This window comes from Myxococcus llanfairpwllgwyngyllgogerychwyrndrobwllllantysiliogogogochensis (assembly GCF_006636215.1).
Taxonomy (GTDB): domain Bacteria; phylum Myxococcota; class Myxococcia; order Myxococcales; family Myxococcaceae; genus Myxococcus; species Myxococcus llanfairpwllgwyngyllgogerychwyrndrobwllllantysiliogogogochensis.
Window position 1 is genome coordinate 1 of record NZ_VIFM01000022.1, and the last position, 23,438, is coordinate 23,438.

General features: G+C 69.9%; 19 protein-coding genes. 10 read left to right on the top strand and 9 right to left on the bottom strand.

All coding sequences use genetic code 11. The features are described from left to right. Positions 1–25 precede the first annotated feature (25 nt). From FJV41_RS07800 to FJV41_RS07810, 3 genes are all read right to left on the bottom strand, one after another. The gene (locus FJV41_RS07800) at positions 26–2,191 is read right to left on the bottom strand and encodes a penicillin-binding protein activator (protein WP_174457410.1); all 2,166 of its coding nucleotides are present in this window, start codon (positions 2,189–2,191) and stop codon (positions 26–28) included. 249 nt (positions 2,192–2,440) lie between these two features. Then, positions 2,441–3,574 (bottom strand): molecular chaperone DnaJ, encoded by a 1,134-nt coding sequence (dnaJ, locus tag FJV41_RS07805; protein WP_141641789.1) that lies wholly within the window; start codon positions 3,572–3,574, stop codon positions 2,441–2,443. A 175-nt stretch (positions 3,575–3,749) separates the two neighbouring features. Then, positions 3,750–4,190: a hypothetical protein gene (locus FJV41_RS07810; RefSeq protein ID WP_141641790.1), complete on the bottom strand. Its 441-nt coding sequence runs from the start codon at positions 4,188–4,190 to the stop codon at positions 3,750–3,752. 158 nt (positions 4,191–4,348) lie between these two features. Here FJV41_RS07810 and FJV41_RS07815 point away from each other — a divergent pair, with 158 nt between their 5' ends. The 3 genes from FJV41_RS07815 to FJV41_RS07825 all read left to right on the top strand — a co-directional run bounded on the left by FJV41_RS07815 (position 4,349) and on the right by FJV41_RS07825 (position 7,727). Further along, positions 4,349–6,112 (top strand): ABC transporter ATP-binding protein, encoded by a 1,764-nt coding sequence (locus FJV41_RS07815; RefSeq protein WP_141641791.1) that lies wholly within the window; start codon positions 4,349–4,351, stop codon positions 6,110–6,112. Positions 6,113–6,270: 158 nt separating this feature from the next. Beyond that, positions 6,271–6,630, top strand: coding sequence for a hypothetical protein (locus FJV41_RS07820; RefSeq protein WP_246137075.1), 360 nt, complete (start codon positions 6,271–6,273; stop codon positions 6,628–6,630). A gap of 38 nt (positions 6,631–6,668) precedes the next feature. Then, positions 6,669–7,727, top strand: a complete 1,059-nt coding sequence (locus FJV41_RS07825) for a hypothetical protein (RefSeq protein ID WP_141641793.1) — start codon at positions 6,669–6,671, stop codon at positions 7,725–7,727. Here FJV41_RS07825 and FJV41_RS07830 read toward each other — a convergent pair. After that, positions 7,613–8,320 carry a hypothetical protein gene (locus tag FJV41_RS07830; protein WP_246137076.1) on the bottom strand — a complete coding sequence of 236 codons (708 nt, stop codon included), beginning with the start codon at positions 8,318–8,320 and terminating at the stop codon, positions 7,613–7,615. The two genes, FJV41_RS07825 and FJV41_RS07830, sit on opposite strands and share 115 nt — an antisense overlap. A gap of 120 nt (positions 8,321–8,440) precedes the next feature. Between FJV41_RS07830 and FJV41_RS07835 the strand changes: the two genes are divergently transcribed. From FJV41_RS07835 to FJV41_RS07850, 4 genes are all read left to right on the top strand, one after another. After that, positions 8,441–8,665, top strand: a complete 225-nt coding sequence (locus FJV41_RS07835; protein ID WP_141641795.1) for a hypothetical protein — start codon at positions 8,441–8,443, stop codon at positions 8,663–8,665. A gap of 46 nt (positions 8,666–8,711) precedes the next feature. Beyond that, complete coding sequence (locus FJV41_RS07840; RefSeq protein WP_141641796.1) at positions 8,712–9,473, top strand: hypothetical protein; 762 nt, start codon at positions 8,712–8,714, stop codon at positions 9,471–9,473. Between the two features lie 3 nt (positions 9,474–9,476). Further along, positions 9,477–10,040 carry a hypothetical protein gene (locus tag FJV41_RS07845; protein WP_141641797.1) on the top strand — a complete coding sequence of 188 codons (564 nt, stop codon included), beginning with the start codon at positions 9,477–9,479 and terminating at the stop codon, positions 10,038–10,040. A 124-nt stretch (positions 10,041–10,164) separates the two neighbouring features. Next, positions 10,165–10,539: a VOC family protein gene (locus FJV41_RS07850; RefSeq protein ID WP_141641798.1), complete on the top strand. Its 375-nt coding sequence runs from the start codon at positions 10,165–10,167 to the stop codon at positions 10,537–10,539. 20 nt (positions 10,540–10,559) lie between these two features. Here the strand turns inward: FJV41_RS07850 and FJV41_RS53530 are convergent, their stop codons facing one another. From FJV41_RS53530 to FJV41_RS07875, 5 genes are all read right to left on the bottom strand, one after another. Continuing rightward, positions 10,560–11,501, bottom strand: coding sequence for a hypothetical protein (locus FJV41_RS53530; RefSeq protein ID WP_246137077.1), 942 nt, complete (start codon positions 11,499–11,501; stop codon positions 10,560–10,562). After that, entirely contained in the window at positions 11,498–12,448 is a 951-nt protein-coding gene (locus FJV41_RS07860) for a hypothetical protein (protein WP_141641799.1), read from the bottom strand. The genes FJV41_RS53530 and FJV41_RS07860 overlap by 4 nt, the downstream gene beginning before the upstream one ends. Before the next feature lies 1 nt (position 12,449). Continuing rightward, on the bottom strand, positions 12,450–13,985 hold the full coding sequence (locus FJV41_RS07865) for a pilus assembly protein (protein ID WP_141641800.1): 1,536 nt from the start codon (positions 13,983–13,985) through the stop codon (positions 12,450–12,452). Continuing rightward, positions 13,964–14,758 (bottom strand): TadE family protein, encoded by a 795-nt coding sequence (locus FJV41_RS07870; RefSeq protein ID WP_141641801.1) that lies wholly within the window; start codon positions 14,756–14,758, stop codon positions 13,964–13,966. Before FJV41_RS07870 ends, FJV41_RS07865 begins: the two co-directional genes overlap by 22 nt. 158 nt (positions 14,759–14,916) lie before the next feature. Then, positions 14,917–17,970, bottom strand: coding sequence for a helicase-related protein (locus FJV41_RS07875; protein ID WP_141641802.1), 3,054 nt, complete (start codon positions 17,968–17,970; stop codon positions 14,917–14,919). A gap of 303 nt (positions 17,971–18,273) precedes the next feature. Between FJV41_RS07875 and FJV41_RS07880 the strand changes: the two genes are divergently transcribed. The 3 genes from FJV41_RS07880 (at position 18,274) to FJV41_RS07890 (ending at position 23,436) form a co-directional block, all read left to right on the top strand. Next, positions 18,274–20,124 (top strand): ATP-binding protein, encoded by a 1,851-nt coding sequence (locus FJV41_RS07880; RefSeq protein ID WP_141641803.1) that lies wholly within the window; start codon positions 18,274–18,276, stop codon positions 20,122–20,124. A 263-nt stretch (positions 20,125–20,387) separates the two neighbouring features. Beyond that, entirely contained in the window at positions 20,388–22,244 is a 1,857-nt protein-coding gene (locus FJV41_RS07885) for a cytochrome C (RefSeq protein ID WP_141641804.1), read from the top strand. A gap of 28 nt (positions 22,245–22,272) precedes the next feature. Continuing rightward, entirely contained in the window at positions 22,273–23,436 is a 1,164-nt protein-coding gene (locus FJV41_RS07890) for an FIST signal transduction protein (protein WP_141641805.1), read from the top strand. The last annotated feature ends 2 nt before the right edge of the window (positions 23,437–23,438 follow it).

Genomic DNA, 23,438 nt, shown 5'->3' on the forward strand with positions numbered 1-23,438 from the left:
GCCGCCAGCAGCCCCGCCGTCCGCCTCATGAACCCGAGCCTCCCGACGCCGCCTTCTCCCGCTCCTTGTCCACGTTGATTTCGGTGACGCCCTTGTTGTCGATGGACAAGAGGAACAGCTGCTTCACCGCCTCGCGCTTCTCGTTGAACGAGGTGCGGCCGGTGGCGCCGTCGAAGTCCTTCAGGTTGGACAGCGCGTCACGCATCTGCGCGCGCGTGCGGGGCCCGCCCTCCTTCTTCTCCACCAACTGCCGAAGCATGCGCCCGGAGTCGTAACCAATGGCCTCCAGGAGCCCCGGGTCCTTGCCCGTCTCCTGCTTGTAGGCCTCCCGGTACTTGCGCACGAAGGTGCGCGTCGCCGGCCGCTGCGAGTCCACGAAGAAGCCGTCCACGTACACCGAGCAGGTGACGAACTTGCCGCCGCGCTCAATCAACTCCGGCAGGCCCGAGCGCCCCTTGGGGCTGCTCCACTGGTTGGCGCCGAAGAGCGTCACCGTCTTCAGCTCCTTCTTGCCCGTCGTCTTGCGGATGCGCTCCAAATCGCGCGGGTCGCACGCGTTGGTGACGATGTCCTCCACCGCCAGCGCCGGGGCGACCAGGCTCACCCGCCGCCAGTCGTCCGGCATGAAGATGGCCTCGAAGTCGATGATGGGCTCCACGCCACTCTTCACCTTCTCCAGCGCCTTGCGGCGACGGAAGGCGTCCAGGTTCTCGCCCTGCAAGTCCCTCACGCCCTCGACGTAGTCGCCGCGGTCCTCCAGGTAGTAGCGGCCCACCAGCTTCTTCGCCTCGGTGGTGAAGGTCGTCTGGTCATGCGAGTAGCGCTCCGCGCCCCGCACGACTCCGCCGCGCTCCGTCACCTGGTCCCAGAACGAGTCCGCCAGCTCCACTCCGTAGGGGATGTTCGGGTACAGGAGGGCGAACTTCTTGTAGCCCTTCACGTTGATGGCGTAGTCCGCGATGGCGTCCGCCTGCGCGGCGTTCGTCAGCATGTTGCGGAACACGTAGGGGCCCAGGTCCGTGACGCCCTCCTGGCGCGTCATGGTGAGCAGCGGAAGCTGGAGCTCCTCGGCCACCAGCGCCGCGCGCTTGGAGTCGTCACCGAGCAGCGGCCCCAGCACCGCGATGGCGCCGTCGTCGAAGGCGAGCTGCTCCATCGCCTGGCCCGTCTTGTTGACGTCGCCCTGCGTGTCCTTCACCACCAGCTCGATGTCGCTGCCCTCCAGGCCCAGCTGGATGCCGCGCAGCACCGCCTCGCCGATGGGCTGGTAGCGGCCCGTCATGGGCAAGAGCACGCCCACCGTCTTCGGCTTCGCCTCCACGCGCCGCGTGGCTCGCGCGAGCAGCTCCCGCGCCTGGGGCGCGAAGGGGCTCTGCGGCGCCTCCGCGAGGAAGCGGTTGAGCGTCTCCTCCAGCCGAGTCCACTCGCGCAGGTGGTAGTAGACGCGCGCCAGCTTGAAGGTGAGCACGGGCCACGCCGGGTTGGACGCGGGCAGGCCCTCCGCCACGCGCGCGATGTCCACGAAGTCCGCGCGGCCCTCCACCAGCGCCTCCACCCGGGCCACCGCCGCGTCGCGCTCCTGCTGCGTCTTCGCCTGCCCCGCCTGCTCCACCGCCAGCGTCAGCGACTGCCCATACAGCCCCGCGCCCTCGGCCGCCCGGGCCGCGTCGCGCAGGAGCTGCTCACGCTCGGCGCCCTCGGCGCGCTCGGCGAGGCTGGACAGCGTCTGGTACGCGTCGCGGTAGGCGCCCACCTCCATGGCGGACAGCGCCAGCTTGCGCTTGGCGTCCTCGGCCTGGTTGTAGAGGGGGTTCTCGAAGAGCAGTTCGTTGAAGGACTTGCGCGCGTTGACGTAGTCCTTCGACTCGAAGAAGAGGACGCCGGCCTGGTAGAGCGCGTCCTGGCCCGCCGTCGTCGCGGGGTACGCCTTGCGCACGGACAGGTAGGCCTCGGCGGCCTTCTTCTTGTCGGGCGTGGCCTGGGCCGTCTGCCTCGCCTGGGCGAGCGCCGCGTCCGCGGTCGCGTCCTTCCTCGCCTCGACGGCGGGCCGCTTGGGGAACGGATCTCCCGTGGGGACATCCTCTCCCGTGTCGCCACCGGCAGGCGGGGTGCGTGAGGGTCGAGGACAGGCCGTCAGCAGCAGGGCCAGCGCGACGAGGAGCGAGCGGCGCAAGGTGGGCAGGACTTCCATGGCAGTGGGGTGCATAGCAGCGGCGATGCGCCTCCGTCGACAACGGAGCGGGGAGAAGATTCCGCGTGGAACCCCTCCCGCTGTGCACCCCTCGTGCCCGACCGCCCACGGCCCCTGGACGTTGACTTCCTCACGTTGGCGCGGCGCCAGGGCCACACGCACGCGGCCCCTGGGCCACGACGGGCCGGCCCAGGCCCTGCTCCCAGGGCGAGCGGCCGGCCGTGGCTCACCCGCGCACCGCGGCTTCGCTCAGCCGAACAGCTCCTTCACCTTGGCGAAGAAGCTCTTGGACTGCGGATGGGACTCCTCACCGGACAGCTCCGCGAGCTTCTCCAGGAGCTCGCGCTGCTTGGAGGACAGCTCCGTGGGCGTCTCCACGACGACGCGCACGTGCTGATCTCCCCGCTGCTGGCTGTGCAGGTGGGGGATGCCCTTGCTCTTGAGCCGGAAGACCTTCCCGGACTGGGTGCCCGCGGGGATGGTCATCTTCACCTTCCCATCGAGCGTGGGGACGTCGATCTTCGCGCCCAGCGCCGCATGGGTGAAGGAGATGGGCACCTCGCAGAAGACCTCGTACTCCTCACGCTGGAAGAGCGGGTGCTCCTTGACGATGACGGTGACGTAGAGGTCTCCGGCGGGGCCGCCGCGGTCTCCCGGCTCGCCCATGCCCGTCAGCCGCACCCGCGTGCCGTTGTCCACGCCCGCGGGGATGGCGACCTCAATCACCTCTTCGGAGGGCGTCTTCCCGGAGCCCTTGCAGCGCGCGCAGGGGTCCGGCACCACCGCGCCCGTGCCGCCGCAGTCCCCGCAGGGACGCGACACCGCGAAGAAGCCCTGCGTGTAGCGCAGCTCTCCGCTGCCTCCGCACGTTCCACACGCGCGAGGGCCCGCGCCGCTCTTGCTGCCCGAGCCCGTGCACGTCTCACACTTCTTCGGCCGCGGAATCGTCACCTTGGGACGGCTGCCGAACGCGGCCTCCTCGAAGGTGATTTCCAGGTTGTAGCGCAGGTCCGCGCCACGCGAGCTGGTGCGGCGCCCACCCCCGCGGCCACCGCCGAAGATGTCGCCGAAAATCTCGCCGAAGATGTCGTTGATGTTGACGCCCTGGAACCCGCCGCCGGCGCCACCAAAGCCCTCGAACGGGTTGCCCGAGTGCCCGAAGCGGTCGTACTTCGCCCGCCGGTCAGGGTCACTGAGCACTTCGTAGGCTTCCGAGGCTTCCTTGAACTTCTCCTCGGCCTCGTTGTTTCCCGGGTTGCGATCCGGATGGTACTGGAGCGCCACTTTGCGAAACGCGCTCTTCAGCTCCTGCGCGGAGACGGTCTTCTGGACGCCCAGGATCTCGTAATAGTCGCGTTTCTGACCGGCCGCCGCTGCTGGCATTCGCTTCAACCCCTGGAATTTGCTGGACTTTTTGACGCCGCGAAAAACTCTGAGTCACTATAACGCAGCGGAACGCGCCAGCAATCCAAGGGGCAAAACCAAGGCCGCCCGGGGGCCATGGAGGCCACCGGGCGGCTTGAAGAGAGACGGGGCGGTCAGGGTAGGGGCGGGAGGACTAGACGGTCCACACGCGGTTGGCGGTCAGCTCCATCCGGGCCAGCCTGCGTTTGAGCGCCGGATCCACCGCTCCGTTGGACGCCCACTTGGGCACCACGAAGTGCAGCTCCGCGTTGTAGAGCTTGGCGGCGCTGGCCAGCAGGCTCCACCGGTTCTCCGCGGTCGGCTCGTCCACCATGCCCGGGGTGACAATCTCCAGGATGATGGGCGTGCGCGCCGAGTCGGACTGGCGGCAGGTGAAGTCGGGACGATGGTCCTCGATGGTGCCCGACAGGATGGGAGGCGGCATGAATCCAGGGAGACGGGCCTTGATGTCCGTGTACCCGATGGTGCGGAAGTACTCGGCCATGAGCCACAGGAGCCGGCGACGCTCCTCGTCTTCAACCACCGGCTCGCAGCCCGGATTGAAAAGGACCTCTTTTTCGTTATTGGTGTCCATGGCTCCCCTGAACCTGTCCGCAGGGATGGAGGGGGGCAACGGAACGGGCCTGCCTGCTGATGACGGCTGGTGGGAAAGCAGGCGGCAAGGCACGACGTTTCACGTCCCTCTAGACTTGGACCTCTTGGCGACTCGGTGACAGAGTCCGCCGCCAAACAGTGGCTCCTCGTCCCTCCCCACACGTCTACCGCCGACTCCTCGGCTACCTGCGCCCCTACCGCCAACTGCTGGCGGCGGGTGTCTGCGCGTCACTCGTCGCCGCCGCGGCGACCTCCGCGTATGCCTGGGTCGTCGGGCCGCTGTTGCGCGCGGTGCTCACGGACCAGCCCGTCACCGTGGCCGGCGTGTCACTGCCTGGCGATGTGTTGTTGCGGCGACTGCCGCTGGTGGTGGTGGCGCTCGCGCTGGTGAAGGCCCTGGCCCAGTTCCTCCAGGGCGGGCTCATGCAGCGGCTGGGCCAGCGCGTGATGGCGGACCTGCGCGGATTTCTCTACGGGCGACTGCTCGGCCAGCCGCCCGCGTTCTTCGAGCGGCGACACTCCGGCGAGCTGTTGTCTCGCTTCACGTCGGACGTGCCGTTGGTGGAGTTCTCGATAACGCAGGCGTTGTCATCGTACGTGAAGGATGGGCTGCAAGCGGTGGCCCTGCTGACGACGTGCTTCCTCATCGACGCGAAGCTTTTCCTCTTCACGTTCATCGTGGTGCCGGTGACCGTGCTGCCCATCAATCGCTTCGCCCGCTCGCTGAAGAAGGTCGCCGCCCGCTCGCTGCAGAGCCTGGGCGCGCTGACGTCGCTGACGGCCGAGCAACTGCAGAACCTTCCGGTGGTGCAGGCCTACGGCGGGCAGACACGCGCGCTCGAGTCCTTCGACGTGGAGGCGGACAAGTACCTGGGCGAGATGCGCCGCTCGCTGTTCCTGCGCGGCGCGGTGAGCCCCACGGTGGAGCTGCTCGGAATCGCCGGCGTGGCCATGGCGGTGGCGTGGGGCGCGCGCGCGGTGTCCGCGGACCCCGAACTCGCGGGACGGCTCTTGTCCTTTCTCGCAGCCGCGTTGCTGTTGTATCAGCCGGTCAAATCCCTGAGCGGCACGCTGTCCCAGGTGCTCACGGGGCTGGCGGCGGCGGAGCGGCTGTTCGCCATCGCGGATGAGCCCTCGCCTCCAGACACGGGGGATGCGGCCCATCCGCTGTCACAGGCGCTGGTGCTGGAGGGCGTGAAGGCCACGTATCAGGACGGGCGCGAGGCGCTGCGGGGCGTGGACCTGGTGGTGCCCGCGGGCAAGCGCGTGGCGCTGGTGGGGCCGTCGGGCGCCGGCAAGACGACGCTGTTCTCCGTGCTGCTGGGCTTCCTGCCATCGTCGGGCGGACGGGTGCTGTGGGACGGCGCGCCGCTGGAGTCGCTGAAGCCGTCGAGCGTGCGCGGACAGGTGGCGTGGGTGCCGCAGGAGCCGGTGCTGTTCTCCGGGACGGTGCGCCACAACCTGCGGCTGGGCCGGCCCGAAGCGACGGACGCGGAGTTGTGGGAGGCGCTCGCGCTGGCGCACGCGGAGGACTTCGTGCGCGCGCTGCCTGGAGGGCTCGACGAGTCCGTGGGCGAGCGAGGCAGCCGGCTGTCGGGCGGGCAACGGCAGCGGCTGGCGCTGGCGCGCGCGTTCCTGTGCAAGCCGTCGGTGCTGCTGCTGGACGAGCCCACCAGCGCGCTGGACGCGGCGAGCGAGGCGGCGGTGGGCGCGGGGCTGGAGACGCTGATGCGCGGCCGCACGGTGCTGGTGATTGCACATCGGCTGTCCACCGTGCGCGACGCGGATGTGATTGCCGTGGTGGAGGAGGGCCGCGTGGTGGAGTCAGGCACACACGCGGAGCTGCTCGCGCTGCGGGGCCGCTACCTGCGGCTGCTGGGCGAAGGCGCCGTCGCGGCGTAGCGACGTCGGCGGCACGATGGGTTCTCGTTCACTCAGACGTTGATGGCGACCGCGCGGGCCTGGCGGAAGCGGACCCGGGGACATTCCCCCACCGCGCCGCTTGCCTGCACACGCGGGCTCTGCCAGCGTTCCCCTGTCTGATGCGTCATCGGGAGCCCTTGTCCCTCAACGCGTTGCTGCTCGTGCCCGCGCTGGCCCTCGCGGCCCTGGCGTGTGTGGCCGTGTCCGCGCGCCACCTCGCGCTCGCCGCCGCGGCCACCGGCACCCTGGTCCTGGTCCCCATCGTCTTCCGATTGTGGACACGCACCTGGTACCGGGGGCTCGTCGTGCGCGGCGCCGGCATCTTCCTCATCGGCATGCACGTCCCGCTGCTGCTCGCCGGCGCCCTCGCCTACAGCCGCATCGGCTGCACCGAAGGCGACTGTCCCGGCCTCTACCTGCTGGGTGTGCTCGTGTCTCCTGTCGCCGGAGCCCTCTCCAGCGTCGTCTACTGGCTGGTCGGTCGTCCCCCAGTCTGAATTCCAAGAATTACCCGGAGAGACTAGTCTCTCCTGGAATGCTTGTTACTCTGCGGCTCCGCTTCATGCCCGGGCTCTCGGTGGCCTCGTCCGTGCCCGTTACCGTGTTCCTGTGGTGCTTCACGCTTGCACCTCTGCTGCATGGTCCCGAGGCCCTTGCGGGCACGGTGGATGCCGCCGGTCCCTTCGCCGCCGTGGTGGCGTTGGCCCTACTCATTGAGTTGCCCCTGCTGTCGCTCGCGTTGGCTGGCACGGGGCTGGGGCGGCGTGTGCCGCTCGCCGTCATGTTGGGCATGGCCACCCTCCCGTGGATGGTGGGGCTGCTGGGCACGGAGGTCCTGGTGGGCCGCGCCATGTCCGGCCTGACGCGCCTGTCCACCCAGGCCACGGTGCTGGACGTCGCGACGAGCACCGGCCACGCCATGGCGCCCCGGCTGCTGGGTGCGTGGACGAGCGCCGCGCTGCTCCTGGGGCTCGCGCTGGGGCTCGCGCTGGCGCGCTTTGGTCCGTCGTGCGCGGAGGAAGCCGGAGGGCGCAGGCGCGGCCGGGGACTGCTGCTCGCCAGCGGGGTGACGGCGGCGCTGGGCTCGGTGGCGGTGGTGGGCGCGCTGGAGGCGCGGCACTTCCTCGAGATGCTCACCGGGCTGGGACAGGTGCCCGAATCGGCGCGTGAGGAGTGGGTGGCCACGGGCATGGAGGTCGCCACGCGACTGCGTGAGGTGCGCTGGCTGTGCACGTCGGTATTGGCGGTGCTGGGCATCATGCTGGTGGTGCGAGGCAGTGGCCGCGAGGCCTCACGTCTCACGCCTCGCTGGGCACCCCGGCTGGTGCCCGCGGCCGCCGTGACGGCCCTGCTGGTGATGGATGTGCACCCGGTGCAATCCGTGGCCGAGAACGCGCACATCACCCTGCCCCGGAACCGGGGCGCGGTGCCCACCACGCTGGACATGCTGCGGCTGCTGGGGCTCGACGTCGCTCCGGCTCAGAGCAGCCAGATGAGCAACAGGACCCCGGCCACCACGCCCACGCCGAACACGACGAGCATGATGACCCCCTCGGAGCCACGAGCTTCCGGCGGTGTCACCTCCTCCGGGTGAGGCGCGCCGTGCACGTATCGCAGCGGAGCCGCCGGCGCGAGGGCGGGCGCGGGTGACGGCGCCTCCAGCGAGGGCAGCGTGGGCTCCGACGGACGCTGCGCCTCGCGCAGGATGATGCCCGCACCCGCCATCTCCAGCCCCTCGCGGGCCAGCGCCAGCACGCGCTGCATGTGCAGGATGTAGCGGTCCTGCCCGGTGTACGTGCCCATCGCCTGGGCGGCTCGCACCAACCGGTGGGGAACCAGTTGAGGGTCCGCCTTCACCACGGCCGCCGCGGGACGGGCGCGCTCACCTTCGGACTCCACGCGGCCGGTGCGCACGCCCTCGCCGCTGGCCCACATGTAATGGTCCTCCAGCAGCGTCAGCTCCTGCCGCCGCACCCGGCCGTCCGAGTCCACCTGGGACATCAGCTCCGCGCCGTCGGTGCCCATGTGCCAGACGGTGCGCAGGCCATTCTCTCCCGGCGGGCCCTCCACCGCGTGAACGCGGGAGAGTGCTTGCACCGCGGTCTTCAACGTCTCGGGCGAGGACTCGGCCATCAGGAGCCGGAGACTAGGGGCGTCGGGTCGGAAACGGAAGGCGGCCGTGCCCACGCCCGCTCGCTCCCACCCGCTCCCGTGTCCGCGTCCGCCTGCCCAGGTTGAACGACGAAGCACCGGGCGCGTGCGCCAGCGGACATCTGGCGTCAGAGCGCCTCCGCGCGGAGCCCCACCATGGCCATCATCATCCCCGACGAACCCCTGGACACGCCCTTCACCGTTCCCGGCAACCGCGCCGAGGTGACGGGTGAGCCGGACGAACACTTCCTCACCGCGCAGGTGAGCTGGGACGGCGAACGCCAGCACGGCGGCGGCTACGTCCCGGAGGACTTCGAGTGGACCTCCAATCCCAAGGAGCGCCAGGACGCGCTGATGGGCGAGTGGCCCGAGGAGCACTGATGCCGCGTGCGCTCGGCTGTCCGCCGGGGTAAGCGTCCCCGCCGCCATGAGCCGCTCCAAGGACAGAGGTGCCGATTTCACGCGCGAGTTCGAGGGCGCGCAGACACTCGACGGACTGCTGGAGGTGTCCGGCAGCCCCTGCGACACCGCGGAGGTGCTCGCCCGCATGCAGGCGGCCCACGCCGAGGGGCGCCCGCACAGCGACGTCATCCCCGGGCTGTTCGAGGAGGAGCCGCGCTTCCCCTCGCCCGACATCGCCCGGCTGCTGTACCAGAACCTGCTGGGCCTCTGGGACCTGGTGGAAGAGGGGCGCGCGGTGCGCCTGGAGGATGGCCCCCGGCCGCCCCGGCCGAAGAAGGTCAAGGCTCCCCTGCCGCAAGCCTTCCACCCGGACGAGCCCACGGGCGAATTCGTCGAGGCGGCCTGGCGTTACCTGGAGGACGACGAGAAGGCGCGCACGCGGCTGATGCACTCCTTCGAGAACCGGCAGGATGCCTTGCTGGGCGCGCTTGACGCCGCGGGGCTCACGGACGAAGGATACGGAGTCGCCCGCCACCTGCTCTTCGAGCTGTACGCCATGCTGGAGCTGGGGTGGTCGCCGGGAGTCGCTTCGGTGCGCCCGGCGGCGCTGGTGGCGGACACGACGGCTCCACCGGTGCCCCAGTCCCTGCGGACGTATGCGGACGAGGCGCTCTTCGAGGCGGAGCAGGACGAGGAGCAGCCCCTGACCGCACAGGAGCTGGAGGCGGTGCGCACCCTCGTCCGCAGTGGACTCGCGGCGCTCTGGGGCGCACGCAAGGGGAGATGAAGGATGGCCAAGGACAGGGACGACAACGGCGGCGGCGGCTTCTCCGGGAAGCGCGACAAGACGTGGCGAGAAATCGACGCGGGGCGCGCCAAGGGCAGCAAGTACCACTCCCGCCAGGATGACCCCGCGCAGCAGAAGATTGAGCGCAGCGCGAGCTACCAGAAGTACAAGACCGCCGCGGATGCGCTCTTCACCGGCGGCGAGCTTCCCGAGGGACTGGCGAAGACGTTCGACCCGGAGGGCAAGCGCAAGGCCCAGAAGCAGGCCATGCAGAAGGTCACGGAGTCCGAGACGCGCGCCGACTGGGTGAAGGCCGTGGTGGACTACCTGGAGAAGTACCCGGAGCTGCCCGAGGACGCGTACTTCCTCGACAGCCTGCTGGACCATCCGCGCGAGCGCATCGTCGACAAGGCGCTGGCCCGGCTGGAGGGACTGGCCGAAGAGGGCAAGCTGCCGAAGAAGGTGCCGCAGAGTCTGGACCAGCGACTGAAGTCGGTGGAGCTGACCAGCATGGACCCCGACATGCAGGGCCGGGCCAAGACGCTGCGCGAGAAGCTGCGCGCCTGAAGCAGGAGGCCGCGAGCGGGCGTTGGACGCCGCGCCGTCGCGAGCAACAAACCTGACACAAGGCTGACAGGAACAGAGGTCATGGTGACTCCCATCGGCACTTCCGCCGAGTTGGAGACCTGTCATGGCCCACCGACTGAACTGGTTCGAGATTCCCGTCGTCGACCTGGCGCGCGCCACGCGCTTCTACGAGTCCGTCCTGTCCACCACGCTGAAGGTGGAGGACTTCCACGGCACGCGCATCGCCGTCTTCACCCGGAAGCAGGAGGGGGATGTGACGGGAGCGCTCATCCACTCGCCGCACATGCGTCCCTCGCTGGAGGGGAGCCGGGTGTTCCTGGACGCGGGCTCCGATTTGGATGGCGCCATCCGCCGCGTCGCCCAGGCGGGAGGCAAGGTGTTGGTGGAGAAGACGTCCATCGGGGCCCTGGGGTCGTTCGCGGTGCTCCAGGACACCGAGGGGAACGCGGTGGCGCTTCACGCGCACGCGGGGCACTGAGGGCTCGGAGTGGACCGTCACTATGGCGCGGGGGAGCGGCCCCGGTGGACGAGCACGACGGAGCGCAGACCGCCCTCCGCGGGCTCGTGCACGATGCGCAGCTCTTCGCCCGAGCGCGTGTACACCGTCAGGTCGCCGTCCTCGCGGCGCCATCCATCGCGGCGCAGCGCCTGGGCGTAGAAGGCATCCACTTCGCCCGCGGACATGGGCACGAGGAAGGACAGCGTCCTCGAGCCCTCGTCATTCACGCGCAAGACCTGTCGGGCCCCTGGGGGCAGTGACGCGACATCGCCCTCGGTGCCTGGTTCACGGCGCAGGGTGTGGTTGGCCTCGCCCAGGTAGACGAGCGTGACGCCGACATCCTGTGGCTGGAGGATGACGGTGAAGGTGATGCCCCGGTACATGTCGATGGCGGTGAGCATGGCCGCGCCGCTCGCGAGCTGGGGTTGCTCGGCGCCTGGAGGGACATGGAGGCCGCCGGCACGGAAGGCATCCGCGAAGCGCTGGATGAGGTCTTCCGCGCGCTCCTTCACCACCACCGCGCGAAGCACCACCGGCACGCCGCCCGCTTCCACCACTTCACTCGCGTCCACCTGTTCCAGGACGCGCATCGACGGCCAGGCGAAGCGGGGCGCGCTGTCCGGCGATGGCGCGCCCGTGGGTGCGCTGCTCGGGCCGGCTCCAGACTTGGGGCTCGTGGGCACGGAGCCGGGCTTCGTCGCGGCGCTCGCGCCTGCCTCGACCTTCGGACTCACGGATGCGGCGCTCGACTTCGCGGCGCTCGCGCCTGCTTCTACTTTGGGACTCGGAGAAGCAGCGCTCGACTTCGCGGCGTTCGCACCGGATTCAACCTTCGGACTCGCGGACGCGGTGCTCGCGCCCTCCTCCGGCTTGGAGTTCACGGGCGCGGCATGCACGGCGGCCACGCTCAGCAGCACCAGCGCGGCGAACACGGACCTCACCGCACCCGCACTCCGCCCAGCCACCGGTTCTGCCGGGCCACGTTGTACGGGCGATTCAGGTTCGGCGCACTGAAGGGCGTCGTCTCCCAGACCGACTGGCCACCCGCGTGCGTCCCACCGATGTTCTCCTGGTAGCGGTCCTCCTCGCCCCGGAAGCTCATGAAGAACTGGTCCTCGTTCACCGACTCCGAGCCCACCAGCGCCGCGAGCGCCGACCCCGCCCCACCGCCTCCACCATTCGTCCGGTACACACGCTCCGCCCAGAGGTAGTAGTCCCGATTGCCGCAGACCGCCCCACTGTTCATGCTCAGCGGACAGGCCCGTCCCTCATCCACCGTCGACAGGCCCCAGTCATCCAGGAACAAGCCAAACCGCCCCCGGCACTCGCCGCCCGTCGCACGCCCCGCCGCGCACACCCGGAAGGTCGCCGCCGCGCGCCGCTGCGACGCCTGGAAGAAGCTCGGCTCCATGAAGCGACCGATGCGCTCGGCGCGAAGCTGCGTGGACGCCGTGCACCGCATCCCCTCCGACAACACCCGCATGGACGCCAGCGGCCCCTGGGCATCCGCCGGCCTCAGCGTGGGCACCCCGTCGGGCAGCTCCGCCTCACAGTCCACCCGGATGGGCTGCGCGCGCGCAATCGCCAACTGGAGCGGCACTCCACCCGCGCCATCCATACGGCTGCGGCCGTCGTAGTCCACATAGCGGCCGTTCGCCTCCGCCAGGGCCCCCGTCACCGCCGAGGGGCGCTGCCACTCACGGTCCTCCGGGTCATGCATCACACGGCCCGTCGCGTTCCACATCGCGAAGTTCGCGGCCTCCTGCACCTTCAGCGTCAGCGCCCCCACCTCCGCGAAGTAGATGCCGAACAGGAGGATGGTGATGAACACCATCAACCCCAGCGACGTCTCGATGAGGGACTGTCCTCGTGCCGCTCGCGAGCGCATGTCAGTACCCCGCTCCCCGCCGGCTGCCGCCGCGATAGCCCGCCTGCTCCAGCTCCCTCAACACCCGCCCGTGCTCGGCGAAGCCCGCCGCTTCCAGACTCGCCGCGGGCCTGTCATCCGTGGAGCCCTCTGGACTCACCAGGGTGGCGCGCCAGAACGGGTTGAGGAAGTTCGGCGGCTCACGCCATCCCCCCCCCTGCCCCGCCGCGCGCGGCCGGTGGTAGTAGACGATGCCCGCCGACAACGCGACCTGGTTGCGCTGCACGCTCTCACGCCCCGTGGGACGCGAGCGCCCCAGCGGAATGGCGTTGTCGAACTCCGTCGTGTTCTCCGCGGAGAACTTGAACCGGAAGAAGAGGTTCCACGGGTCCGGGCTCCGCCGCCGCGCATCGCTGCCGTAGTCACGGTGCAGCACCGAGTACAGCTTCGGCTGCCCATAGTGGTTGCCCGCGCCCCGCTGCAGCGAGTCCACGTTGTAGCCCATGGCGAACGGCCAGATGCCCGGGCAGGAAACGCAGGCGCCCAGCGTGTGCCGCTCGAACAGCGGCTCGCCGGCCTCCGGCGCCTGACCGGGCGGCAGGCGCAGGCCATACACGTGCTGGTCCTCGGGCGTCTGCTGCTCGTCGGACATCACCCACGCATCCGTCACCGGCACCGGAATGGGGGGCGGGTTGCTGGCACACCGCGTGGGCAGGATGGCGGTCGCATGGTCATGCCCCGAGGAGTTGCGGCCCGACACGGTGGTGTACGTCGAAGGGTCCATCTCCGCCGACGCGCTGTAGCGCCGGAAGGCCGCGGACCGCGCGGCCCCGCCCGTGCCAAACCCCGCGCCGCCCGTGGGCCGGTTGTGCACCCACGTCCAACCCAGGCTGCCCATGGTGGCGTTGAGGTGCGCCGACGTGCTGCCGCCCACCGCGCACACCGCGCCACTGCCACACCCGCCACCGCCGCGTCGTACCGCGTTCATCAGGTCTTCGTGGTTGGGCACCGCGTCGTCGCCGTTGAGTTCCTGAAAGCTCTTGCCCGAACCATCCGGCGTGGCCTCCAGCTCCGGGTTCGCGCCCCGGGCGATGCGCAGCGCGAGCCGCTGCTCGGAGATGTGCTCACGCAGCAGATGGCCGTAGATGTTCAGCCCCGCGCGGTAGAGGTTGCCCGCGCTGCCCTGGAGCACCTTCACCTGCGTGGCGGCGGCCTTGTCCATCAACTCCCACACCACCGGCGTGAAGACGGGCGTGCAGACCAGGTGGGCCGCGTAGACCTGGCTGCTGCGGCTGATGAGCGCCTGCGTGCCGGCCATGGCCACCATGTGGGCCACCTGCGCGCGGTTCATCACCGAAATCGCGTTGAACGTGCGCGCCGTCGCCACCGCCTGGCTGTACGCCGCCGCGTCCGCGGCCATCTGGATTTCGACGCGCTCCTTGGCGCGCATGCCGAAGCCCAGCGTCATCAGCACCATCAGCGCGAGCAAGAGCAGCGTCAGCGCGAACAGCACGAGGGCCTGCCCTCGCGAGGTCTTCAGAAGCCGGTAACGGGACATTCGGCACCTCGCGAGAAGTTGTCGGCCATCACTGGCGTCATCATCCGCATCGCCGCGTGGACCTGGATGGGGAAGACGAAGTGTCCCCGGTTGCTCCACGTCACCATGCGCTCGTCCAGCGCGCCACCCGGCCAGTCATTCGGCCCGAGCGGCGGCGCCTCGTCGTTCCACCAGTCCGAGCGCTTCTGCGCCGGCATCAGCGGATTGGTGGCCGTGTAGTTTCGCAGTCCGAAGTGGGCCAGGAACATCCGGCTCATCACCCAGTTCGCGAAGGGGATGCGCATGTAGTACCAGGCCACCATGCGGATCTCCAACGTGCGGTTGTCGAGCGCCGCGTCGTTGTCCGTGGGCTGGTCGAAGAGCAGGTCCTCGTTGCCCGCGAGCGCGTTCACCCACGCGGGGTCCGGCGAGTCGCGGACAATCTCCACCATGGGCCCGTTGAAGAGGTTCCCGTAGGAACTCATCACCCGGTACTCGTTGTCCCGCCGCATCCGGAACGCGTCCGCCAGAATCTGGGGGCTGTCCGTGCGGACGATGGACGGCAGCATCGTCACCATCGCCGCGTGCATCATCGGCAGGCAGTCACCGTGATTGAGGCTGCCCGCCCGCACCGCCCGGTACACCGCCACCTGCGCGAGGATGCGCGCCTGCAGCATCATGAAGAGCTGCAGCGTCCCCAACACCAGGAACACGACCAGCGGGAGCGTCAAAGCCGCTTCCACCGCTGCCTGTCCGGATTGCTTGGATGTGGGTGACGTGGCGCGGGGAACCATACATCACTCAATTCCCTGAATCTTGTTGATTGAGGAATCGGTCAAGTGGACCGGTAACCAAAGTCAGTACCCAGTCCCACTGTCAACGACACAGTGGGACTGTCTGCATCAGCAAATTGACACCTCGCGTCACAACTTCTTTCCCGCCGAGAGGATTCTCAGCGATTGATGACGAACCCGCAGGCGGAGTCGAGAGTCACCTTGGACCCACTCAGGGCCTGGAGCAACCGCTCGTAGTGCGAGTGTTCGGCGCCGAGCTGGGCAGCGAGAGCATCGTCGGACAGGCCCTGATGGTCCAGGGACAGCCGGAGGCGCTCCAGGGCGGAGTCCCGCTCGGCTTCAATGGCCTCGCGCGCGGAGGTGGTGAGCTTCGCCAGGGCCGCCTCGGCGCCCCGCTGGCCCACTGGCACCGCCGCGTCCACGAAGGCGTCGAAGCCCGGGAAGGCGCGTGACACCTCGTCGCCCTTGAGCGACTTGCCGTCGGCCTCCAGCGCGGGGATCAGCGAGTCCTCCACCTTGGGCCCCGCCGCTCCGCCGTCCACCACGGCCACGTGCAGCAGGGTGCGCTCCAGGAAGCGCGCCAGTTGACGGCTGGGCACACGCGCACCCGGGGAGGTGTCCTCCGGCTCCGGGAGTTGCACGTGGTAGAGCAGCTCCACCCCACGCGCCTTCAGCGGCCCGCGCTTCTCGATGAAGCGGAAGGCGCTGCGCCCATAGGGGCCGTCGCGCAGGAAGCCGAAGAGGGCCTCCACCAGGGGGTGCCCGGTGGCGAAGTACTCCAGCTCCTCCGCCTCCACCGCCGTGTCGCGCCAGAAGGTGCCCAGCCGCGTGTGGTCCTCCATGACGTCCAGCCCCGGCAGCCCGTCCACCTTCAGCGCGTGACCGAACTGGAAGGCCACCTGGAAGGCCTCCACCTGCTCGTCGATGTCCACGCCAATGCCCACCCGCCGCGCCAGCTCCGCGACGGTTTCTTCCAGCCGCTCGTCCAAGTCGCGCGCGACGCTCCACAGGCCGTCCTCCACGCCGGGCGCCTCGCCGTCCTCGTCCTCGTCGGGTTCGAGCCCCATCCGCTCCTGCGCGCGCTTCACCAGCCGCTCCACCGCGGGCCGGTCGAAGCTGCGCACGTCCAGCAGCGGGTCATACGCGCGCTTCACCTGCTCGCGCGCTGATTCGACCTTGGCCTTCAGCTCGGCGGCGTAGGACACGCGCGCCTCGCGCGGCAGGAGCGCCAGCTCCGCGAGCCGGTCCTCCACCTCCTCCAGCACCGCGTCCAGGCCGCCCACCGTCTCGCCGAAGACGCCGACGGCGTCCGCCAGCAGCGTCAGCACGTCCGACGCCAGCGTGCCCACCGAGTCGAAGACGTGAATCTCCACCGGGTGCGTCTGGCCGATGCGGTCCAACCGGCCAATGCGCTGCTCCACCGTGGCCGGGCTCCAGGGCAAATCGTAGTGGACCAGGTGGTGCGCGAACTGGAAGTTGCGGCCCTCGCCGCCCACTTCCGTGCACAGCAATACCTTCGGACCTTCCGGCCCCCGGAAGCGCGCCACCTGCCTGTCGCGCTCCAAGAGCGGCAGGTCGCCGTGGTAGCCCAGCGCCTCCACGCCCTCGCGCCCCAGCTCCGCCTGGAGCATCTCCAGCGTGTCCCGGCTCTCCGTGAAGACGAGCACCTTGGCCGCGGGCTCCGCCTTCCACACGCCGCGCAGCACCCCCAGGAACGCGCCGAACTTCGCGTCGCGCGAGGGCAGCTTCAGCACCTCTGACTGCGCCTTCAACACCGGGTTGGACCGCACCGCGCCCGCGAAGGCCGCGGGACTCGACTCCAGCCGGCGCAGCACGTTGCCCAGCGGCGCGCCCCGCAGCGTGCCCGCCGCCAACGTGGCGAGCGCCGCGTCGCGGACCTTCAGCTCCTCCGCCGGCAGCGTCACCGGGTGGCGATGCAGCCTGCGCGTGGAGAAACCACCCACCACCGCACGACGGTTACGCACCAGCCTGTCGCTCAGGCTGTACGTCTCCGCCAGGTGCTGGAGCAGGGCTTGCGGCTCCTTGAGCGTCTTGAGCCGCGCGTCCTCGGGGAAGCGCTTCGCCAGCGCCTTCACCGCCGCGTCGGGCTTGCCCTTGCCGCCCTCCATGAGTGCGCGCACCGCGGTGGACAGCTCCTCCTGGCGCGCCAGGCGCTCCTCGAAGCCCGCGACGCTGGGCGCGGTGGCCGCGTCAATCAGCGTGAGCAGCCCGTGGTACTCGGCCGGGTCCAGTTGCATGGGCGTGGCCGTGAGCAGCAACAGGCCCCAGGAGTTCTTCGCCAGCACCCGCGCGGCCTCGAAGGCCCGCTCACCCTTGAGGTGGTGCGCCTCGTCGATGATGACCAGGTCCCAGAACGCGCCCTCGGCGCCGAGCTCCTGGCGGTGCTCCTCGCTGCGGGAGAGCAGCTCCAGGCTCGTCACCACCAGCGGGAAGCGCGCCCACGGGGAGACATCCGGCACCTCCTTGAGCGACTGCGCGTAGCGGTCCGAGTCCATCAGCGTGAAGAGCTGGTTGAACTTGTGGAACAGCTCCACCAACCACTGCACGGTGAGGTGGCTGGGCGCCACCACCAGACACCGACGCACGAGGCCCGACAGGCGCAGTGCGCTGAACACCATGCCCGCTTCAATCGTCTTGCCCAGGCCCACCTCGTCGGCGAGCACGAAGCGCGGCCGGCGAGCGGACAGCACGCGCTGCACCACGCCCACCTGGTGCGGCTTCACCATGATGCGGCTGGCCAGGAGCGCGCCCAGCGCGTCACAGCGGCGCTCGTCGTCCAGGACCAGGGCCTGCTTGCGCAGCGTGAAGGCGCGGGCCTCACCCACGCGGCCCTCGCGCAGCGTGGACAAGAGGTCCGAGCGCGGGGGCAGCGCGCGCACCTCCGACTCCGGCAGCTCGTCCTCCTCGCCCGTGTCCGCGTAGCGCAACACGTAGCGGCGCAGGCCTCGCGCGCCCGGCTCCTCGGCCACGACGAGGGCCAGCCGCCCCTTGTACGTCAGCACCGGCTCACCCGGTGGCAGCGGATACGACACCAGGGCGCCGCCCTTGGTGGACACCAGCACCGGGGCGTCCTCCCGAGCGGGGAAGACGACGAGCGCCTTGGCGCCTTCTTCCTGGAGCGACAGCAGGTGTCCCACACCCCATTCGGGCTGCGGGAGGTAGCGGACCTTCAGACCTTCGACGAGGGACATAGGCGGTGCGGGACGACCCGAGCAAAGAGGGGGTCCGCCTCATAACCCCCTGCCCTGGCGATGGCCATTCCTGATGGGCCCCCGCGCCCGCCACGCAACACCCCCAGTTGTCGCGTCCGACGCGCGCCGACCCCGAAACAGGGGTCCCCGCGTGGTCCAACTTCCACCCTGGGAGAGTCACGAAGCGCCCTGGGGCGACTCAGACTTTGTCCAACCGGGCAATGTTCCCGCTCCCTCACATCAGGGATGCTGGACGTCGCCTTCCTGATGCGGGTTCCCGCTAGGGATGGGGGGGAGTGCCACATGATGCGACGTTGGACGTTCGCTCAGCGAGTCGGGGCGGGTGTGTCCGCCTGCATGCTCGCCGGTCTGCTGCTCCTCGTGACACTCCTGTCCGTGGTGCACGGACTGCTCACACATACGGAGACCACGCACGTCGCGCTGCGACAGGCGCTGCTGGCCGGCTGCGTGGGCCTTGCCGGCGTGGGCGCGCTGGGCTTCGTGCTGCACCACGCGCTCGCGCCGCTGCACGCCCGGCACGAGCACAGCGAGCAGCGCTTGCGGCTGTTGATGGAGGCGGTGACCGACTACGCGCTGTGCTTCCTGGACCCCAACGGCCGCGTCACCGCGTGGAACGCCGGCGCCGAGCGCCTCACCGGCTGGGCGGAGATGGACGTCACCGGCGGCACGCTGGAGCCCCTGCACCCCGAGGACGCGGTCGCCGCGGGCGTGCATCAGGCCCACCTGGAGCGCGCCGCGCGCGAGGGGCGCCTGTTGTCCGAGGGCTGGCGCGTGCGCCGCGACGGCTCGCGCTTCTGGGCGGAGACGCTGCTCACCGCGCTCTGGGACTCGCGCGGCCACCTGCGGGGCTTCGCCGAGGTGACGCGCGACATCACCGAGCGCCGGCGCATGGAGCGCGCCCAGGCCCTCTTCGCCGAGGCGGGCCGCGTCCTCCAGCCCCTCTCTGGCGCCCGTGAAGTGGGCGAGGCCCTCACGCGCCTGTGCGTGCCCGAGGTCGCCGACGCGTGCATCCTCTTCCTGCCCTCCGCGGACGGACAGGTGCGTCCCCAGGCCGTGGCGTGCGCGGACGCGCAGGCGGCCAGCCGCATGTGGGAGCCGCTCCTGCGCAGCCCGCACGGCGACGAGGTGGGCCCCCACCACGTGGTGTGCACGGGCCGCGTGGAGCTGCTGCCAGAGGTGGACGCGGAGCGACTGCCGCAGGCGCTGGAGAGCACCGCGCACGGGGAGCTCTTGCGCGTGCTGGGCGTGACGTCCTCCCTCACCGTGCCGTTGGCGGTGGGCCCGCGCGTGCTGGGCGCGCTGTGCCTCTTGTCCACCGGCGCTCGCCGCTACGGCCAGGTGGACCGGGCCTTCATGGAGGAGCTGGCCGCCCGGGCCGCCCTCGCCCTGGACAACGCGCGCCTGCTCGCGGAGACCCAGGGCGCGCTGGAGCTCATCGGCGTGGCCGCGCATGACCTGGGCAACCCCTTGAGCTCGCTCCAGCTGAGGCTGCGCCGGCTGCGCATGCTGGACGTCACCGCGCACGAGCCCCGCATGCGGGACGGCCTCCTCGGCGCGGAGAGCGAGGCGCGCCGCATGGGCCGGCTGCTGCACAACCTGCTCGACTTGTCGCGCCTGTCCGCCGGCCACATGACGCTGGACCGCGAGGACATGGACCTGGCCGCCCTGGTGCGCGAAGTGGCCGAGCGCCACGCCGAGCAGGCCACCGCCGCCGGCTGCGCCCTCACCGTGCGCATCCATGAGGACGACACCTCCGGGCAGTGGGACCGGCTGCGCCTGGACCGCGTGGTGACGAACCTCCTGAGCAACGCCCTCAAGTTCGGCCACGGCCAGCCCATCGACCTGAGCGTCCACGGCGACGCCACCCATGTGCGCGTCACGGTGAAGGACGCGGGCCTCGGCATCGCCCCCGGCGACCAGCAGCGCCTCTTCCGCCGCTTCGAGCGCGTCCACGGCGAAGGCCATCACCACCCCGGCACCGGCCTGGGCCTCTACATCGCCCACCAGCTCGTCGAAACCCACGGCGGCTCCATCCTCCTTCGGAGCCGAATCGGGGAAGGCGCGGAATTCACCATTGAACTTCCCAGGACGCTCCAGGGCAGGTCCTGCCTTCCCCTACAAGTCAGCGCCTGACCTCCTGTAACTCCTTCAGTGAATTGCGAAAATTCCGACACTTGACGCCTTCCTGGGTTTGAGCCCAGCGGATTATTTTCCTAGAAGTTGAAGGCATCTGTTCAATCCAGATATTCTTCGTACGGCTAAAAAGGCTCGAACCGGGGAAACCCGGAAACGGGAGAGACCCGGCCCACATCGTCCCCCCGACGAAGGGCTACAGGGTCCACTGGCCGGGGCGCCAATGGCGGCGTCCGAAACCACACGTACGAGGAGATTCACCCATGGGTGGACTTGGAGCACCCTGGTCCCAGCGCGAGGCGTGTACGCACCGCCCGCTCGGTTACCCCACGACCAGCCAGACGTTGCTGCTGGCGGCGGTGACGGGGTTGCTGGTGGCCTGCGGCGGACCGGACCTGGACTCGCAAGAGGCTGTCGCGGTGGACGCGCTGGAGTCGGAGGCCCAGGCGCTGTCGGGCCGGGACGACTCGCGCCGCCCGCGCCCCCCCGAGCCCGTGGGTCTGGCGCTCGAGGTGAAGAACGGCCAGGGCGAATTGGTGCGCGTGCGCGCCGGCGGCACCTTCTTCATCAGCCAGATTGATATCCGCGCCACCGTCCAGGCGCTCGCGGACCACAAGGACTTGAAGACGCTGCGCACCACCAGCGACTTCGCCGGGCTGGGCTGGTCGGGCGTGCGCGCGGTGGACGAGGAGCCGGTGCTCCTGGGCGGGCCGACGGGCTTCACCCGCCGCCGCTTCTACCGGGGCGCGGCGTGGATGGACGTGCCCAGCTTCTTCACCGTGGAGCCGGTGGACTCGCGCGGCCGCCTCACCGGCCTGCCCGTGCTCCTCAACATCGGCGCCGAGCACCAGCGCCGGGACCGCACCGACGACTTCTTCATCCGCCGCCTGCGCGCCATCCACACGACGACCGACTGCCGCGCGCCCAACGACTGCACGGGCGCCAGGAGCTTCGAGGAGGAGGCGCTCGTCGAGGTCCGCAACGCGTACGAGCACGCCAAGCAGCGCACCCTCAAGCTGACCTCCGGCACCACCTCCCTGCGCCTGCGTTGGAGCCTGCGTCCCTTCGCCCCCTACTCCATCCCCGTGGAGCAGGTGCAGAACCCGGACTATGCGTACGGCTTCGGCATCGACGTGGCCGCCCTCACCCCGCCGCGCCACGACGGCACCTACGCGCCCGGGTCCGAAATCACCTTCCAGGTCACCCTGCGGGACGGGGAAGGAAAACGGCTTCACCCCTCGGGAAGTCTGCCGTCCTACAATGAGGTCGCGCCCGTCGGCGGAAACGCGGCGGGCATCCAGTACTATCGGGCCTTCTTCGATGCGACGACGACGTACTACCGCCGCAAGCACCGGGAGCGGATGCTGATGACGCAAATCATCGGCCCCGCACAGAACATCCAGCCCATCCGCTCCATCATCGACATCGACGCGTTCCTGGACCCGGAGGTCGATGAGCAGGTGGTCGCCACCGAGGCGCGCGATGGCGTCTTCTCCCAGTTCGCCATCCTGCCCTTCGCCAACATCGTCTTCCGCGGCGCGTTCTTCCCCAGCGAGGGCCTCTGGGACCGCCCCAACACGGACACGTGGCAGTACAAGATTCCCGCCGACGCCACGCCGGGCACGTACCTGGTGACGGTGAAGGGCCGCCGCGTGTACCTGGGCGAGGACGTGCCGGGCTCGCGCACCATCGAAATCCAGGTGGGCACGAAGAAGCGCACCGAGGCGACGCTGACGACGGGCCCGTGCAACAGCTGCCACAGCGAAGGCGGAGAGCTGTCCGAAGTGCTGCACGGCAACGACAACCGCGCCGCATGCAACGGGTGCCATTCGCCGCTGGGCTTCGAACTGGAAGGCCCCATCTTCGTGCGCACGCACTTCATCCACTCGCGCTCCAACCGCTTCGACGCGCCCCTGGAGAAGTGCTCCTCCTGTCACCTGACGAAGGAGAGCATCCAGCGCACCAGCAAGGCCGCGTGCCTGTCGTGCCACACGAGCTACCCGGACAGCCACGTGGCGAAGTTCGGCCCCATCGAGAGCATGTACGTCGGGGGAGGCAGAGAGTCCTTCCAGCAGTGCACCGGCGCCTGTCATACCGAGCACCCGCGCGCCGGCCTCTAGCCGCCGCCAGTCCCCCCGGAGGTCCTTCATGGCACAAGTGAAGATGCAGACGGCTCGCACCACGTTGAAGGAGCCCGAAGCCGCCGCGGAGGACCTGTTGAGCCAGCTGGGCACCATCAAGCCCGTGCTGGTGACGATGTTCGCCTCGCGGGACAGGGACCCGTACGCCCTGAACCGCGCGGTGCGCGCGCGGCTGCCGCCGGGCACCCGGCTGGTGGGCGCCACGACGGCGGGCGAACTGGACAACACCGGCATCCACGAGGGCAGCGTGGTGTTGTCCGCGCTCTCCGGCGACCTGGAGGTCGGCCTGGGCCTGGGCACCCAGCTCTCCGTGGATGCGATTTCCGCGGGACAGGTGGCCATCAGGCGCGCCTGCGAGGATTTGGGCGTGCGGCAGCAGGACCTGGATCCGCGCCGGTATGTCGGCCTCGTCATCGACGACGGCTTCCGTTACAAAAAAGAGGAGCTGCTGCTCGGCATCCTCGAGCGCAGCCAGACGCTGGTGCTCGTGGGCGGCGGCGCCAGCGACGACAACCGGGACCCGGCCAGGCAGTCCGCGCTGGTGCATGTGGACGGCGAGGTCGCCACCGACGCGGTGCTCGTCGCCCTGTTCCGCACCAGCGCCCCCTGGGCCGCGCTGCGCTCGCACTGGTACGTGCCCACCGGCGAGAAGCTCACCATCACCAAGGTGGACGAGAGCCACACGCGCGCGCTCGAAATCGACGGCCACCCCGCCGCGAAGCGCTACGCCGAAATCCTGGGCGTGGAGGACGTGAGGGACCTGGAGTTCGGCACGCCCCGGGGCTTCGCGGTGCGCCCCACGGCGCTGCGCGTGGGCCGCGAGTACTTCATCCGCGCGGCGTGGAGGCCCCAGGAGGACGGCTCCATCCTCTTCGCCAACCTGCTGGAGGAGGGCACCGAGCTGGAGCTGATGAAGCTGGGTGACATGGCGGGAATGACGCGGAGCTTCTTCACCGAGGAGATGCCCCGCCGGGTACACAACCCCCAGGCCGCTCTGCTGTTCCACTGCGGCGGGCGCATGTGGTACGCGCATGCGACCAACTCCGTGGCCGAACTCGCGGAGACCCTGAAGGCCGCACCCACCGCCGCTGGGATGAACGTGCACTTCGAAATCTACTCGGGGTTCCACATCAACACCACGTTGACGACGCTGGTGTTCGGGGCGAACTGAGC